Origin of the sequence: Mycobacterium neglectum, assembly GCF_002591975.1 — a bacterium.
Lineage (GTDB): Bacteria > Actinomycetota > Actinomycetes > Mycobacteriales > Mycobacteriaceae > Mycobacterium > Mycobacterium neglectum.
In genome coordinates this window covers 42,271-57,782 of record NZ_NVQE01000005.1, presented here as the reverse complement: position 1 = coordinate 57,782, position 15,512 = coordinate 42,271, and the positions used below count along the sequence as shown (strand labels likewise).

At 65.4% G+C, this 15,512-nt stretch carries 20 protein-coding genes; 17 read left to right on the top strand and 3 right to left on the bottom strand.

The annotated features are described in order from the left end of the window. Positions 1-16: 16 nt before the first annotated feature. The 5 genes from hemB to CSQ99_RS06060 are packed head-to-tail and all read left to right on the top strand — an operon-like array spanning position 17 to position 2,581. Positions 17-997 (top strand): porphobilinogen synthase, encoded by a 981-nt coding sequence (gene hemB, locus CSQ99_RS06080; protein ID WP_099038158.1) that lies wholly within the window; start codon positions 17-19, stop codon positions 995-997. Continuing rightward, positions 994-1,410 (top strand): hypothetical protein, encoded by a 417-nt coding sequence (locus CSQ99_RS06075; RefSeq protein WP_099038157.1) that lies wholly within the window; start codon positions 994-996, stop codon positions 1,408-1,410. The genes hemB and CSQ99_RS06075 overlap by 4 nt, the downstream gene beginning before the upstream one ends. A gap of 21 nt (positions 1,411-1,431) precedes the next feature. Next, positions 1,432-1,815: a hypothetical protein gene (locus CSQ99_RS06070; RefSeq protein WP_099038156.1), complete on the top strand. Its 384-nt coding sequence runs from the start codon at positions 1,432-1,434 to the stop codon at positions 1,813-1,815. Continuing rightward, a complete protein-coding gene (locus CSQ99_RS06065) occupies positions 1,812-2,303 on the top strand; it encodes a DUF3093 family protein (RefSeq protein WP_099038155.1) in 492 nt (163 codons plus the stop codon). Before CSQ99_RS06070 ends, CSQ99_RS06065 begins: the two co-directional genes overlap by 4 nt. A 14-nt stretch (positions 2,304-2,317) precedes the next feature. Then, positions 2,318-2,581 carry a hypothetical protein gene (locus CSQ99_RS06060; protein ID WP_099038154.1) on the top strand — a complete coding sequence of 88 codons (264 nt, stop codon included), beginning with the start codon at positions 2,318-2,320 and terminating at the stop codon, positions 2,579-2,581. An 18-nt stretch (positions 2,582-2,599) separates the two neighbouring features. Here CSQ99_RS06060 and CSQ99_RS06055 read toward each other — a convergent pair whose 3' ends face one another. Then, complete coding sequence (locus CSQ99_RS06055; protein WP_099038298.1) at positions 2,600-3,961, bottom strand: WS/DGAT/MGAT family O-acyltransferase; 1,362 nt, start codon at positions 3,959-3,961, stop codon at positions 2,600-2,602. A 149-nt stretch (positions 3,962-4,110) separates the two neighbouring features. On the opposite strand from CSQ99_RS06055, the gene CSQ99_RS06050 reads away from it, so the two are divergent. From CSQ99_RS06050 to CSQ99_RS06030, 5 genes are read left to right on the top strand one after another with little or no spacing between them, the layout of a single operon-like run. Then, complete coding sequence (locus tag CSQ99_RS06050) at positions 4,111-4,968, top strand: oxygenase MpaB family protein (protein WP_099038153.1); 858 nt, start codon at positions 4,111-4,113, stop codon at positions 4,966-4,968. Between the two features lie 10 nt (positions 4,969-4,978). Next, the gene (locus CSQ99_RS06045) at positions 4,979-5,599 is read left to right on the top strand and encodes a TetR/AcrR family transcriptional regulator (protein ID WP_099038152.1); all 621 of its coding nucleotides are present in this window, start codon (positions 4,979-4,981) and stop codon (positions 5,597-5,599) included. A gap of 45 nt (positions 5,600-5,644) precedes the next feature. Further along, positions 5,645-5,956 (top strand): hypothetical protein, encoded by a 312-nt coding sequence (locus CSQ99_RS06040; protein ID WP_099038151.1) that lies wholly within the window; start codon positions 5,645-5,647, stop codon positions 5,954-5,956. Between the two features lie 19 nt (positions 5,957-5,975). After that, on the top strand, positions 5,976-6,461 hold the full coding sequence (locus tag CSQ99_RS06035) for a pyridoxamine 5'-phosphate oxidase family protein (RefSeq protein ID WP_099038150.1): 486 nt from the start codon (positions 5,976-5,978) through the stop codon (positions 6,459-6,461). Beyond that, a complete protein-coding gene (locus CSQ99_RS06030; protein ID WP_099038149.1) occupies positions 6,458-7,816 on the top strand; it encodes a cytochrome P450 in 1,359 nt (452 codons plus the stop codon). Before CSQ99_RS06035 ends, CSQ99_RS06030 begins: the two co-directional genes overlap by 4 nt. 69 nt (positions 7,817-7,885) lie before the next feature. Here CSQ99_RS06030 and CSQ99_RS06025 read toward each other — a convergent pair whose 3' ends face one another. Together CSQ99_RS06025 and CSQ99_RS06020 are read right to left on the bottom strand one after the other, a co-directional pair. After that, the gene (locus CSQ99_RS06025; RefSeq protein WP_099038148.1) at positions 7,886-8,602 is read right to left on the bottom strand and encodes a polyamine aminopropyltransferase; all 717 of its coding nucleotides are present in this window, start codon (positions 8,600-8,602) and stop codon (positions 7,886-7,888) included. A 104-nt stretch (positions 8,603-8,706) separates the two neighbouring features. Next, a complete protein-coding gene (locus CSQ99_RS06020; RefSeq protein ID WP_099038147.1) occupies positions 8,707-9,087 on the bottom strand; it encodes a nitroreductase family deazaflavin-dependent oxidoreductase in 381 nt (126 codons plus the stop codon). 65 nt (positions 9,088-9,152) lie between these two features. Between CSQ99_RS06020 and CSQ99_RS06015 the strand changes: the two genes are divergently transcribed. The 7 genes from CSQ99_RS06015 to ccsB all read left to right on the top strand — a co-directional run bounded on the left by CSQ99_RS06015 (position 9,153) and on the right by ccsB (position 15,507). Then, positions 9,153-9,485, top strand: a complete 333-nt coding sequence (locus tag CSQ99_RS06015) for a nitroreductase/quinone reductase family protein (RefSeq protein ID WP_099038146.1) — start codon at positions 9,153-9,155, stop codon at positions 9,483-9,485. Between the two features lie 51 nt (positions 9,486-9,536). Next, a complete protein-coding gene (gene hemL / locus CSQ99_RS06010) occupies positions 9,537-10,853 on the top strand; it encodes a glutamate-1-semialdehyde 2,1-aminomutase (RefSeq protein WP_099038145.1) in 1,317 nt (438 codons plus the stop codon). Next, positions 10,850-11,458 carry a histidine phosphatase family protein gene (locus tag CSQ99_RS06005; protein ID WP_099038144.1) on the top strand — a complete coding sequence of 203 codons (609 nt, stop codon included), beginning with the start codon at positions 10,850-10,852 and terminating at the stop codon, positions 11,456-11,458. Before hemL ends, CSQ99_RS06005 begins: the two co-directional genes overlap by 4 nt. Positions 11,459-11,472: 14 nt before the next feature. After that, the gene (locus tag CSQ99_RS06000) at positions 11,473-12,066 is read left to right on the top strand and encodes a TlpA disulfide reductase family protein (protein ID WP_099038297.1); all 594 of its coding nucleotides are present in this window, start codon (positions 11,473-11,475) and stop codon (positions 12,064-12,066) included. A gap of 23 nt (positions 12,067-12,089) precedes the next feature. Then, positions 12,090-12,863 carry a cytochrome c biogenesis CcdA family protein gene (locus tag CSQ99_RS05995; protein ID WP_099038296.1) on the top strand — a complete coding sequence of 258 codons (774 nt, stop codon included), beginning with the start codon at positions 12,090-12,092 and terminating at the stop codon, positions 12,861-12,863. Between the two features lie 98 nt (positions 12,864-12,961). Continuing rightward, complete coding sequence (gene resB, locus CSQ99_RS05990; RefSeq protein ID WP_099038143.1) at positions 12,962-14,536, top strand: cytochrome c biogenesis protein ResB; 1,575 nt, start codon at positions 12,962-12,964, stop codon at positions 14,534-14,536. Then, entirely contained in the window at positions 14,533-15,507 is a 975-nt protein-coding gene (ccsB, locus tag CSQ99_RS05985; protein ID WP_099038142.1) for a c-type cytochrome biogenesis protein CcsB, read from the top strand. Before resB ends, ccsB begins: the two co-directional genes overlap by 4 nt. Positions 15,508-15,512: the final 5 nt, after the last annotated feature.

The following is a 15,512-nucleotide window of genomic DNA, read 5'->3' as shown; positions in this document are numbered from 1 at the left end:
GTAGGAATGGCAATACATGTCCTATCCGAGTCACCGTCCCCGTCGGCTCCGGTCGACACCTGCTCTTCGTCGGCTGGTGGCGCAAACCTCGCTGGAGCCAAGGCATCTGGTTCTGCCGATGTTCGTCGCCGACGGCTTGCAGGAACCTCGAGCCGTCCCCTCCATGCCCGGAGTCGTTCAGCACACCCGTGACTCGTTGCGCAGGGCCGCCGCCGACGCGGTGACCGCTGGCGTGGGCGGTCTGATGTTGTTCGGCGTGCCACGCGACGCCGACAAAGATCCCGTCGCCAGCGCCGCCGTATCCTCCGACGGCATCCTCAACGTCGCGCTGCGGGACCTCGCCAAGGACCTCGGTGAGGACACGGTGCTGATGGCCGACACGTGCCTCGACGAGTTCACCGACCACGGCCACTGCGGCGTACTTGATGCCACCGGCAGGGTCGACAACGACGCTACTAACCGCCGGTACGTCGAACTTGCTGTGGCACAGGCTGATTCCGGTGCGCACGTCGTCGGTCCGAGCGGCATGATGGACGGTCAGGTCGCGGCTATCCGAGGCGGCCTGGACGCGGCCGGGCACACCGACACGGTGATCCTGGCGTATGCCGCCAAATTCGCATCGGGCTTCTACGGCCCGTTCCGTGACGCGGTCGCATCCAGCCTCAGTGGCGATCGACGGACCTACCAACAGGATCCGGGCAACGCCCGCGAAGCGCTCCATGAAATCGAACTCGACATCGAGGAGGGCGCCGACATCGTGATGGTCAAGCCCGCGATGGCCTATCTCGATCTGGTTCGTGCGGCGGCCGACATCTCGCCGGTACCGGTGGCCGCCTACCAGGTCTCCGGTGAGTACTCCATGATCTGCGCAGCGGCGGCCAATGGCTGGATCGACCTGCCGACCGTGGCGCTGGAGACGTTGATCGGCATCCGCAGGGCCGGTGCCGACATCGTCCTGACGTACTGGGCGGCTGACGTCGCCGCCTGGCTGGCGTGACCGAGTCCGTCGAGCCGAAAGCCCGGCCGGTGGACGTCGACACCGCATTCTGGCTATGGGTGTCCTCACTGCCGCTGCTGGCCGCCGGCCAGATCGTCGACCTGGTCGCCACCGTCAACGATCGGTTGCCGACCGCCGTGCTCGCGATGTCGGTGCTCTTCGTGGTGATCCTGGCGTCGGTCGTGCTGACCTTCCAGATCCTGATGCGTCACGGTTATCGCTGGGCGCGCACGCTGCTGACCGGCGGTGGTGTGGCGACGATCGTGTACGTCGCGACGAATCTTTTCACGGTCGAACGACCCACCACCGCGGCGGTGATCTACGCGGTCAGCGGCATCCTCGGATCGGTGCTGATCGCCGGCGGTGTGTTCCTGTTGCACCGCAAGGACGCCCACGCGTTCTTCACGAGGTGAGGCGCTAGGCTGGCCCGGACCATGACAGCCCCACAGTCGCGACCGCGTGTCGTCAGCGCCGGATTCTGGTGCTGGGCGGCCGCGTCGGTGCTGCTGGTGGCATTCGGCCTACTGCTCGCGTTCTCGCCGGAGAGCCTGCCGACCCTGTTCCGCGGGATGGGGGCGTTGTTCGCCGCGTCGGGTCTGGGCCTCGGCTTTCTGGCCGGGCGGGCCCGCCTCGGCGATGCAAGCTTTCGGCGGGCGGCAATAGCGCTGTCCCTGGCGGTCGTGGTCATCCTTGCGCTCTTTGCCCTGTACAGCCGCGGGCCGGTGTGGCTGCTCATCATGATTCTGACCATGGTCGGCGCTGTCCTGATGATGCGGCCGCCCGCGCAGCAGTGGTTCGACAACGAGGAATTGAAATGACGGACACCGGTTCGCCGCCCCAGATCCTGTACTACGAGCCGGGTGCCACCTGGTGGTGGATCCTGGCGGGCCCCGCCGCTGGGATAGCGATGGCGTTGATCCAGCTTTCGGCCGGTTACGGCATCCAGTGGATGGTGCCTTGCATCTTCTTCGTTCTCGTGACGGGATTCCTGTGGATCCAGATCAAGGCGGCCCGGATCCACACCTCGGTGGAACTGACGCCGGATCATCTGCGCCAGGGCGAAGAACGCATCAGCATCGACGACATCGTGCGGATCTATCCCGAGGCCAGCGGCGCCGAAACGCAGAAATGGCAGTCCTCGCGCGCACTCGGTGAACTCACCGGCGTGCCGCGCGGGCGCAAGGGCATCGGCCTCAAGCTCACCAACGATCGCGCCGCCCAGGCCTGGGCACGCAAACACCAGCGGTTGCGGACCGAGTTGACTCGGGTGGTCGAGGAACGCATTCCGCCCGAGCCGGCGTCGTGACGGGCGCCCCTGTTGTGAAAGGACCGCGTGGCGCCGTCATCGAACTGGTGCTGGCGCTGGCCGCTGCGATCGGTTGTGTGCTGAGTTGGCTGGCCTCGGTCACGACGGTGGAGGTCCCCCCGATCATCGAGGGGGAGCCGCCGACTACCTCGTTGGTCTACAGCCCGCCCCTACTCACGCTGTCGCTGCTGTTGGCGACAGTGGCGGGCGTGCTGGCGGTACTGGGGGTGGCGCGGTTGCGGCGCGTTCGGCGCGGTCCGGTAGCCCTAACGGGTTGATCGCATTCACGTTCGCCGTCAGGCCAGCTTGTCCAGCTCATCGAGCGCGTCGCCGGTGTAGACCGCGAGACGTTGCAGATGTGGCAGGGCATCGCGGCATCCGATGAATCCGAAGTTCATCGTGTCGGCATAGCTCTCCAGCGTGATGTTCAGTGCCATTCCATGCATCGGAATGGACACCGGGTAGGTAGCCTCCAGCCGGCTTCCGTTGAGATACAACGTCTCTCGTGGTCCAGGAACATTGCTCACACACAAGTTGAAAGTGAAAGGCAACGGCCCCCTGACACCGGTCATGGCGCTGGCGAGCTGCAGCGCCGTCGGCGCCATCAGCGCCGCGGTGTAGGCCAGCACTTCGGTCTGCGACATGTTCTGCAGCTGCCGCTTGGCCGCCTTCGTCGATGCGGTGATCGCCTTCAGTCGCTCGACGGGATCTTCGATATCGGTGCCCATGGTGGCCAATATCGTCCCGACCGCGTTGCCGCCGCCGACGTCGTCCTTCGGTCGGATGTTGACGGGCAGGAACGCGATCAAGGGTTTGGCGGGCAACTCGCCGAGGTGGTCGAGAAAGGCGCGAAGGCCACCGCCGATGATCGCCAGGGCGACGTCGTTGACGGTGGCGCCGTGTTTGACGCCGATGTTCTTCAGGCGTTCGAAGGGGTAGACCTGTGTGGCGAACCGGCGATTGCGACTGATGTGTTTGTTCAGGATCGAATGCGGGGCCTGGAAGGAGTTGGCGATGTCACCGTATCCATCGTCGCTGCGGATTTGAGTGTTGTACAACGCTTTTCCGACGTTGAGAAGCGATTGCGCCCCTCCGACCGCACCGCCGAGCAGGCTCGCGATGGGATTGCGCGACGGTTTGGGCGCGTTGGAGCGCGTTCTCGAGGGCGGCCCGACGTTGAAGAACAGCGGCTGATCCCGCAGCGACGGGTCGGTTGACATGCTGCGTTCGAGGATCTTGTTTCCGGTGTAGCCGTCCACCAGCGAGTGATGGATCTTCATGTAGATCGCGAACCGTCCGTCTTCGAGGCCTTCGATGAAGTGCAGTTCCCATGGTGGTCGGGTGAAGTCGATGTTTTGGCTGTGCAACCGGGAGACCAGGATGCCCAGTTCGCGTTCGTCGCCCGGGCTCGCGAGTGCCGACCGCCGGACGTGGTAGTCGATGTCGAATTTGTCGTCGACGACCCACGACTGATCGGGCCGGCGCAGCATGCGCGGATGGGACAGCTTGAGGTTCCACGGTGAAACCACTTCAAGGCCCCGGGTGTCCTCGAACATCTGCCGCAGATAGTTGGCGGGTGCATCGGTGGGCGGGGTGAACGGCATCAGTGCGGCGACGTGCATCATCGAACTGGGGGTTTCGCCGTACAAGAAGAGCATGTCCTGCGGACCTAGACGCTTCACCACCGGCGCTCCTTGGGCTTGGAAAGCAGAGGCCTCGACGATATGCCTGCAGCGCCGTTCAAGTGCGACGGGCATCACACCCGTAACTGTTGGTACAAAGTTCGAAATTTGTAACACTGTTTCACGTGACCGACTTGGCGGAGAACGCCGAACAGACCCGTGATGCCCTGCCGTTGGGCCCGAAGTCGCTGGTCTGGCGCTATTTCGGCGATAACCGGATGTACCTGATCGGCCCGCGACCCGCCGTCCTGCAGAACATGCTCGCCGAACTCGGGCAAGGGGTGCTGGACCATTCGGTGTTCTTCGACGACACCGCCGCGCGGGTCAAGCGGTCGCTGCCGCCGATCTTCATGACGGTCTACGGGGCCGACGACGACAACGAAGGTATCCGGGTCCGCGACTTTCACACGAACATCAAGGGCGAGATGCCGGACGGCGCCCGCTACCACGCCCTCGATCCGGAGACTTACTTCTGGGCCCATGCGACCTTCGTCGAACAGGTGCTCTACTTCGCCGACACCTTCGTCAAGCGGCTGACCCGCGAGGAGAAGGAACAGATCTACCTCGAGTCCAAGACCTGGTATCGCCGCTACGGCGTCAGCGACCGGCCGATGCCCGCCGACTACGCCGGGTTCGAGCGGTATTGGAACCGGATGATCGACGAGATCGTCGTGGCGCATCCGACCGCGAAGTACGGCGTCGGCTATGTCACCAAGGGTTTTCCGTGCCCGAAGGGGGTCCCCAAGGCGTTGTGGCGGGTGCTGGCGCCGGTCTTCAACCCCGCGGCCGCGTTCCTGACCACCGGTGGTATGCCGCCACGGACCAGGGACCTGCTCGGTCTTCCGTGGAGTGAGCGCCAAGAGCGCCGATACCAGCGCTTCGCCGCGCTGTGGCGGACCCGGCCGGTGAACTGGTTATGGGATCATCTGCCAATGCGGTTGCGCTACAACGCGTTCGCTCAGACCGGCTATGCCAGGGGCTGAACCCACGACAATGCCTAATTCGTCGTTCACGACGGGGTCCAATTCGTCGTCCACGACGGAAGCGATCCTCGACGCGGCCATCGTCGAGTTCGAACAACATGGGTTTCGCCGGGTGGCGCTCGACGACGTCGCGCGGCGCGCGAAAATCAGTCGGACGACGATCTACCGGCGCTTCCGCAATAAGGACGAACTGATCGCCGCCGTCATCGAACGTGAGAACGTGTCGCTGTTCGCCGACATCGCCAACGAGCTCAAACAGGCTGGCCCGCAGTCGAACTACTACGTCGAAGCGTTCACCCTGGCGATCCTGAAGTTCCGCAGGCATCGCGTGTTGGACCGGATGATCAGAGACGAGCCCGCACTCGTCCTCGAGTTGGCCGGCCAGCATCACGGCGCGGCGATCGTGCGGATGGCCGAAGCGCTGCGGGTCATCTTCCCGGCCGGCTTCGCCGAGCGCATCGGTGAGCAGGCCGTCACCGAATTCGCCGACACGATTCTTCGCTACGCCGCGATGGTACTGCTGCTGCCCAGCGTCCAGCCGCTGGAGAGCGCCGACGACATCCGCGCATTCGCCACCGTGCACTTCCTGCCCAGCCTGCCCGCCGCGCTTCGGGCCGTTCCCGCTGGTTAGCCGCCATCTGTTTGATAAGTCACACCTTCGGGCAGTCGTTAACCCATGAGTACAGAAAATCAGGGGACCGACCAGTTGCAGAGCACCGAAGAGCGACGCAACATCGAGCCAGAAACCGACGAGCACCACCAGGTCGTCGATGCGCCCGATCCGCCGGAGCCCACCGAAAAGCCGGAAGTGACCGATGAGCACAGGGAAAAGGCCAAGGAAATGGCCAAGGACAACAACGACGACCGTCCGACCATCACGATGCCGGGGACCGATGGCGCAGTATCGGGCACCGCGGTCAACGATTGGGTCGACGACGACGGCAACCCGAAGTTCAGCGATGACAGCAACAAGCAGGACAAGACTTAACGGCGCGTAGAGTTCCGCTGTGACCTCTCTCGAGACGATCGCGCCTGCGTTCATCGAGATGGCCCACTCGATCGTGTGGGCGTCCGCCGCCACCGTCGACGCCAATTGCCATCCCCGCAGCCGTGTCCTGCATCCGATTTGGGAGTGGGACGGCACCGATTTGTTCGGTTGGATCGCCACGGTGCCCAGTCCGGTGAAAAAGGCGCACCTTGCCGTGCACCCGCAAATGTCACTGAACTACTGGGCACCGACCCACGACACGTGCAGCGCCGAATGCCTCGTCGAGTGGTACCTCGACGACGAGACCCGCGGTGCGGTCTGGGACAAGTTCGCCAACGGTCCCGCGCCGGTGGGTTATGACCCCCGAATCGTTCCGGAGTGGGCCGGCGGACCGACGTCCGAACGTTTCGCCGCATTGCGGCTCACCCCCTACCGGCTCCGGATCATGGCAGGGGCCGTCATGATGAAAGGCGAGGGCGCTCCGCTCACCTGGAGTGTGGAATGACGTCAACGGTGGACGTCAGCACATTGCCGTTGGTGCCGAAGAACCCGCTGCCGATCCGCCAATTGGTGAAGCTGATCCGCAGGCTCGACACCGGACAGGAAGTCATCCGTGACGCCGGTGGTCCCATCACCCGCATCCAGTTCGGACCCAAGCGCCTGATGCCGCCGATCGTGGCGGTGATGTCCCCCGGAGCGATGCGTGATGTCCTGGGGCGCAGCGACGCGTCATCGGACCGGTGTGTCATCCATGACGAAGTGCGGAACATGGCAGGCGACAGTCTTTTCGTCCTGCCCAACGAGCAGTGGCGGCCGCGCAAGAGGGCCCTGCAACCGGTGTTCACCAAACACAACGTCCGCAACTTCGGCGGGCACATGTCCAGGGCCGCACAGCATTTCGTCGACCGTTGGCCGGCAGGCGGTGACGTGGACCTGGACGTGGAGTGCCGCCGCATCGCCATGCAGTCGTTGGGCCGTTCGGTGCTCGGCGTCGACCTCAACGAACGCGCGGACACGATCGCCAACTGCATGCACGTCGCGTCCTCCTACACCGCCGACCGCGCTTTGCGGCCGGTGCGGGCACCGCGATGGATGCCGACGCCGGCGCGCCGCCGCGCTCGTGCCGCGGTCGCCGCGATGCGCACGATCACCGACGAGATGGTGCGGGCCTGCCGAGCAGACCCCACCCGAGATGCGCCACTGGTGCAGGCCCTGCTCGCGGCCAGCGACCCGGAAACCGGGAAGCCGATCTCTGATGATGACATCTCCAATGACCTGCTGATCTTCATGCTCGCCGGCCACGACACCACCGCGACGGCGCTCACCTACGCACTGTGGATCCTTGGCCACCATCCCGATATCCAGGATCGAGTTGCCGCCGAGGCATCCGCCATCGGCGATCGGGAGCTGATGCCCGACGACGTACCCGCCCTCGGGTACACCGTGCAGGTGCTGCACGAAGCGCTTCGTCTGTGCCCGCCCGCGGCGGGCGTCGCGCGGCTGGCGACTCGCGATATCGCGGTGAACGGATACCGCGTCGAGGCGGGCAGCCTCGTCGCCGTGGGAATCTATGCGCTGCACCATGATCCGACGCTGTGGCCCAACCCGATGGACTTCGACCCCGATCGGTTCAGTCCGGAGAACGTCAAGACGCGCGACCGCTGGCAGTTTCTTCCGTTCCTTGGCGGCGGACGGCCGTGCATCGGCGAACACTTCGCGCGGCTGGAAACCACGCTCGCGCTGGCCACCATTGTCCGGGCCATGACCGTCCGCTCGATAGACCAGGACTTCGCCTGCGAGGTGCCGTTCACCACGGTCGCCAAGGGGCCCATCCGCGCTCATGTCGGTCTGCGGGTCTGACGACTCGGTCGCGAATCGCACTCTCAGGCAGCCACTTTGCGCTATCGAAGTCAGCGTCCAGTCGGTTCGTCACGGCCGGTTCGCGAGATAGATGGTGGCGGCCGAACGTCCCTGCGTCAGTGGATTGTCGAACCAGATCTGTTGGGCTTCGACGTCGGTGAATACAGATTCGAGAACCGCGCTGAACTCCTCGTCCGGTGCATCGTCGGACCACATGGCGAACGTGCCGCCCGGCGCGAGATGGGCGGATGCGGCCAGTAAGCCGGCGTAGGAATAGAACTCTGCGTGTGGATCGTGTAACACGTGGCGGGGCGAGTGGTCGATGTCGAGCAGGATCGCGTCATATGTTCGGCCGGGGTGGTCCGGATCGAATCCGACCGCGCTCGTCGCGGAGGCGAAGAAGTCTGCGCACACCAGCCCGACGCGGCTGTCGGCGGCCAGGCCGACGGTGTCCGGCAGCAGGTCGCGCTCGTGCCAATCGATGACCGCATCGGAGTATTCGATGACAGTGAGTGTCCGAATCCGGGCGCATTCCAAAGCTTCTCGGGCGGTGTAGCCCAGGCCGAGTCCCCCGATGGCGACATCCAGGTCAGCACCTGGCGTCCGAGCCAACCCCAGCCGTGCCAGTTCCCTCTCGGCGGCGGTGAACAGACTGGTCATCACATACTCGTCATCGAGTTTGATCTCGTAAACATCGGTTCGCGCGGTCGCGTCGAACCGGCGCCGCAGGCTGATCACGCCCATCGGCGTCTGCTGCCAGCCAAGCTCTTCGAAGCGTGCGCTCATCGAAGCGAGGATAGTCCGAACCGACAGCGATCACGGTAAGCGCAATTGCCGGACGCCACCTCACCGCAATGCCGCCGCGCTCCGCCTCGGTGCGGTTTGCCGAATCAGACACGCTTCAACAACACCGCCTGTTCGAAGGGGAGCCGTGCGAAGATCGGCTGCCACAGCCCCTTCACCGAAGGTGCGGCTCGAGTCTTGGGCATTATCTGCGGATCGCTCAGCTCAAAGGTCTTGCCGTAGCGCCTCATTCGGCCACCGCCGGCCGCGGTGAGGTTTTTCAGCCAGTCGCGGTCAGGGCCGTAGGTCAGCAGGATCGCCACCCCGTCGGCGGTGGAGAAGACCGTCAGCGGCGTCCGGTACTGCTTGCCCGATTTCCGGCCGACGTGCTCGAGAATCCCCATTGTCGGCGCCCAGCCTGCCCACAGCCGCTGGACCGGGTTGGTGACGTGCCGGTTGAACCGTGCCAGCCATTGCGGCAATTGCATATCAACCATCAAACTCGTATCTCAAGCCCCCGTGGTTTACGCGAACGATCTTCAACAGGATCGCGATGGCGACGGGAGTCGGCGGCAGCGAGACACTGATCGTGACCAAGCGTGTAAGCAAGCAACCCCAGAAGATTCCGGTGGTCGTGCCAGAGGTGAACGGGGTGAAGTATCTGGTGTCGACCCGCGGTGAGACGGAGTGGGTGCGCAACGTCCGCGCCGACGCCGATGTCCAGGTCAGCGACCGGAAGTACGTCGCCAGCGAAATACCGGTGGAGCAGCGCGGCCCCGTCATCGCCGTGTACCGCCCGCTGGCAGGCAAGGTCGTCGAGGGTTACTGGCGTCAGCTGCCCGCCGATGCCGACCACCCGGTGTTCGCGCTCACGCCGAAGGGCTAGCCACTACACCCTGTAGTTGACGCATTTCGCCCGGCTGGAACACTGGTGGCCATGCGTAGCACCTCATCGGCGACAGCGGCCTCAGCTGCGCTGTTCGCCGACGCATGCGCCGTCATCCCCGGCGGGGTCAACTCCCCGGTCCGTGCGTTCACCTCGGTCGGCGGCACCCCGCGCTTCATCACCTCGGCCAGCGGCTACTGGCTCACCGACGCCGACGGCAACAAATACGTCGATCTGGTGTGCTCGTGGGGGCCGATGATCCTCGGGCACGCGCACCCCGCCGTCGTCGACGCCGTCCAACGCGCCGCGGTCGACGGCCTGTCCTTCGGCGCCCCGACGCCCTCGGAGACCGAACTCGCCTCCGAGATCATCGGCCGCGTGGCGCCGGTCGAGCGGATCCGGATGGTGAATTCCGGCACCGAGGCCACGATGAGTGCGATCAGGCTGGCCCGCGGCTACACGGGGCGGGCCAAGATCATCAAGTTCTCGGGCTGCTATCACGGGCACAGTGATGCCCTGCTGGCCGACGCGGGCTCCGGCGTCGCGACCCTTGGCCTGCCCTCGTCGCCCGGTGTCACCGGAGCCGCCGCAGCCGACACGATCGTCATGCCCTACAACAACGTCGCGGCACTCGAGGACATCTTCGCTCAGTTCGGCGACGAGATCGCCTGCGTCATCACCGAGGCCAGCCCCGGCAACATGGGCACTGTCCCGCCGCTGCCCGGTTTCAACGCGGCACTGCGAGACATCACCTCCGCGCACGGCGCGTTGCTGATCTCCGATGAGGTGATGACCGGGTTCCGGGTCAGCCGATCAGGTTGGTACGGAGTAGATCCCGTCGATGCCGACCTGTTCACCTTCGGCAAGGTGATGAGCGGCGGCCTGCCCGCCGCGGCGTTCGGAGGCCGGGCCGAGGTGATGGAGCGACTCGCCCCGCTCGGGCCCGTCTACCAGGCCGGCACGCTGTCGGGCAATCCGGTCGCGATGGCCGCGGGGCTGGCCACGCTGCGCGCGGCCGACGACACCGTCTACGCAACGCTCGACGCCAATGCCGACCGCCTCGACGGCCTTTTCTCCGCGGCGTTGACGGAAGCCGGTGTGGCTCATCGGGTTCAGCGTGCCGGAAACATGCTCAGTGTGTTCTTCACCGACCAGCCGGTGACCGACTTCGCGTCGGCGCGGTCGACCGAAACGTGGCGCTTTCCCGCCTTCTTTCACGGCCTGCTCGATGCGGGCATCTATCCACCGCCCAGCGCGTTCGAAACCTGGTTCGTCTCAACGGCACTGGATGACGACGCATTCGATCGCATTGCCGCCGCCCTTCCTGGCGCCGCGCGTGCCGCAGCAGAAGCGACGCAAACCACATGAGCGAGAAAACGATCGTCAATGTGATGCGCCACGGTGAGGTGCACAACCCCGAGAAGATCCTGTACGGCCGGCTGCCGGACTACCATCTCTCAGAGCGTGGTCAGGCCCAGGCGCGCGCGGTGGCCGACTGGCTGGCAGAACGCGACATCACCTACGTCGTCGCATCGCCGTTGGAGCGCGCACAGGAGACCGCGACACCGATCGCGGCGCTCCACGATGTGCCGATCGACACCGACGCTGACCTGATCGAGTCGATGAATATCTTTCAGGGCCAACGAGTATCGCCGGGCGACGGTGCGCTGCGCAATCCTCGGAACTGGTGGCACCTGAGGAATCCGCGGCAGCCGTCGTGGGGCGAGCCGTACAAGGAAATCGCTGAACGGATGACGGCGGCGCTGGAGCGCGCGCGGGTCAAGGCCGCCGGGCACGAGGCGGTGTGTGTCAGTCATCAATTGCCTGTCGAAACGTTGCGACGCGCGATGACGAAGCGGAATCTGCATCACTTTCCGACTCGGCGGCTGTGCAACCTGGCCTCGCTGACGTCCTTCTATTTCCACGACGATCGTTTGGTCGGCTGGGGTTATGCGGAGTTGGCCGGGCAGTGAAGTTGTTCGTGGCCATGCTGGCTAGTGCGATGTGTGTCGCGCTCGCTGGGTGCTCCACCGGTACCGACGCCGTCGCACAAGGGGGCACCTTCGAGTTCGTCGCTCCGGGCGGCAAGACCGACATCTTCTACGATCCGCCTGCCAGCCGCGGCCGTCCCGGCCCGTTGTCGGGGCCCGACTTGATGGATCCCGCCAAGACGATCTCGCTCGACGACTTCGCGGGCAAGGTCGTCGTGATCAACGTGTGGGGGCAGTGGTGTGGGCCCTGCCGCACCGAGATCACCCAGCTTCAGCAGGTGTACGACGCGACGCGGGCAGCAGGTGTCGCGTTCCTCGGCATCGATGTTCGCGACAACAATCGTCAAGCCGCAACTGATTTCATCGTCGACCGTAAGATCACCTTCCCGTCGATCTATGACCCTCCGATGCGGACCATGATCGCGTTCGGCGGCCGATATCCCACCACGGTCATCCCGTCCACGGTGGTGCTGGACCGAGAGCACCGCGTCGCCGCGGTGTTCCTGCGGGAGTTGCTTGCCGAAGACCTGCAGCCGGTCGTGGAGCGGCTGGCCAGAGAATCGCCTGAACCGGACAAGGGCAGCACGTGACCCTCGACCAGGTCGACGAGCTGATGGCCAGCGGCCCGGTTCTGCTGGCATTCCTCGTCAGCGTGCTCGCCGGGCTGGTGTCGTTCGCCTCGCCGTGCGTGGTGCCACTCGTGCCGGGTTATCTGTCGTACCTCGCCGCGGTCGTCGGTGTGGAGGACCAGCCCGGGCTGGGTACGACGTCGGCTGAGAAGGGCATCGCTGTTCGTACGGCGCGGCTGCGTGTCGCAGGCGCCGCATCCCTGTTCGTCGCGGGGTTCACCGCGGTGTTCGTACTCGGCACCGTCGCGGTGCTGGGTATGACCACGACCCTGATCACCAATCAGCTTCTGCTGCAACGCATCGGCGGCGTGATCACCATTGTGATGGGTCTGGTGTTCGTCGGGTTCATCCCTGTGCTGCAACGCGACGCCCGGTTCGCGCCACGCCAGCTCTCCACGCTCGGCGGCGCTCCGCTGCTCGGCGCGGTGTTCGCGCTCGGCTGGACGCCGTGCCTCGGGCCGGCGCTGACAGGGGTGATCGCGGTGGCATCGGCGACCGAGGGTGCCAACGTATGGCGCGGCGTGGCGCTCGTCATCGCCTACTGTTTGGGTTTGGGAATTCCCTTCGTGCTGTTGGCATTCGGTTCGGCGCGGGCCGTACAAGGGCTGGCGTGGCTGCGTGTGCACGCGCGGGGAATCCAGATTTTCGGCGGCGTGCTGCTCATCCTCGTCGGCACCGCGTTGGTCACCGGAGTGTGGAACGAGTTCGTGTCCTGGGTGCGTGACGCCTTTGTCAGCGACGTGACGCTGCCGATATGAGTACCACTGAAGCGCGAGAAGGGGCCCCGCGTCAGCCGGGGAACGTGAAAACCCCAAAAAATGGTGGTTATAGAGGGTTTTCGCGACTGTTCGCGCTGATGCGCAACACCTGGCGCACGTTGACGTCGATGGGCACCGCGCTGGTGCTGCTGTTCCTGCTCGCGCTCGGCGCCATCCCGGGTGCCCTGCTGCCACAGCGCAGCCTCAACGAGGCCAAGGTCGCGCAGTACATCGCCGAGCATCCGACGATCGGCCCGTGGCTGGATCGACTGCAGGCATTCGACGTGTTCTCCAGCTTCTGGTTCACCTCGATCTATGCGCTGCTGTTCATTTCACTCGTCGGCTGCCTGACGCCGCGGATGATCGAACATGTCCGCAGCATGCGCGCCGTTCCCGTGGCCGCGCCAAGGAACTTCAACCGGCTGCCCAAGAATCACACCGCCGAAGTGACCGGTGAGCCGCAGGCGCTGGCCGCGACGGTGACGCGAAGGCTGCGGGGCTGGCGCACGGTCACCCGGGAGCAGGACGGCACCGGTGTCGAAATATCGGCCGAGAAGGGCTATCTGCGCGAGTTCGGCAACATCGTCTTTCACTTCTCGCTGCTCGGCCTTCTCGTCGCGGTGGCGGCCGGGAAGCTGTTCGGCTACGAGGGAAACGTCATCGTCGTCGCGGACGGCGGACCCGGTTTCTGCTCGGCGTCGCCGGCGGCATTCGACTCGTTCCGGGCGGGTAACACCGTCGACGGCACCTCCCTGCATCCGATCTGCCTGCGGGTCAACGACTTCCAGGCCGACTATCTACCCAGCGGGCAGGCCGTATCGTTCGCCGCGAATATCGACTACCAGGCCGGGGCCGACTTGAGTTCGAACACCTGGCGCCCGTACCGGCTCGAGGTGAATCACCCACTGCGCATCGGCGGCGACCGTATCTACCTGCAGGGCCACGGCTACGCCCCGACGTTCACCGTCACGTTCCCCGACGGTCAGACCCGCACGCAGACGCTGCAGTGGCGGCCGGACGACCAGATCACCATGCTGTCCTCGGGTGCGATGCGCTTCGATCCGCCGGCAGGCACCTATCCCGACGCCGACGAGCGCCGCAAGAACCAGATCGCCATCCAGGGCCTGTTCGCCCCCACGGAGATGCTTCACGGCACGCTGCTGTCATCGAGCTTCCCCGCCCCCAACGATCCCGCCGTCGCCATCGACATCTACAAGGGCGACAGCGGTCTGGATACCGGAAGGCCGCAGTCGTTGTTCACCCTGGACCCACGCCTCATCGAGCAGGGCAGGCTGACCAAGGAGGCTCGAGTCAACCTCGGCGTCGGCGAGTCGACCCGCCTCGACGACGGCACCGTCGTGCGATTCGACGGCGCGGTGCCCTTCATCAACGTGCAGGTGTCGCACGACCCCGCGCAGATATGGGTGCTGGTGTTCGCGCTGACGATGATGGGCGGGCTGCTGGTCTCACTCGTGGTGCGCAGGCGCCGGATCTGGATTCGAGTCGCCCCCGCTGGTCCAGGTACCGTGAGCGTCGAGCTGGGCGGGTTGGCCCGTACCGACAACTCGGGCTGGGGCGACGAATTCGAGCGTCTGACCGATCGCCTGTTGGCCGGGGCTGACGATGCGCAGCGAGAGGAACGTGAGATGAAGATCGAGCGAGGTCGCGGATGAACACCGACCACATCGACATCGGACTGGCCAGGTACTCGGATTGGGCTTTCACGACGTCGGTCGTGGTGCTCGTCGGTGCACTGCTCCTGCTCGCGGTGGAACTGGCGTACAGCCGCGGCCGCAAAGTCATCGAGCGCGAGGCCGTCAGCGCAGGTGTCCACCCAGGTGGCGGTGCGCCGGGCATCGTGGCCGAGAAGCCCCGCCGCAGTGTCGACGAGCGGATCGGCGGAGCCGGTCTGGCGCTGACGTATCTCGGCATCGGACTGCTGCTGGTCTGCATCGTGTTGCGCGGCATGGCCACGTCGCGGGTGCCGTGGGGCAACATGTACGAATTCATCAACCTGACGTGCTTCTCGGGCCTGGTGGCCGCCGCCGTCGTGTTGCGCAAGCCCCAGCTCCGCGCGCTGTGGGTGTTCGTGCTCGCGCCGGTTCTGATCCTGCTGACGGTGTCGGGCAAATGGCTCTACACCCATGCCGCCCCGGTCATGCCCGCGTTGCAGTCCTACTGGCTGCCGATCCATGTGTCGGTGGTCAGTCTCGGCTCGGGGGTCTTCCTGGTCGGCGGTGTGGCCAGCATCCTGTTTCTGCTGAAGATGTCGTCACTGGGGGAGGCCGACCGCGAGGGCGTCGTCGCCCGCGTCATCCAGCGACTGCCCGACGCGCAGACCCTGGATCGCATCGCGTACCGCACCACGATCTTCGCGTTCCCGGTGTTCGGCTTCGGTGTCATCTTCGGCGCGATCTGGGCCGAGGAGGCGTGGGGCCGGTACTGGGGCTGGGACCCGAAGGAGACGGTGTCGTTCATCGCGTGGGTGATCTACGCCGCCTACCTCCATGCCCGTTCGACGGCGGGCTGGCGTGACCGCAAAGCCGCCTGGATCAACGTCGCGGGCTTCGTCGCGATGGTGTTCAATCTCTTTTTCATCAACCTCGTGACAGTGGGGCTGCATTCGTACGCCGGAGTCGGATAGAGGGG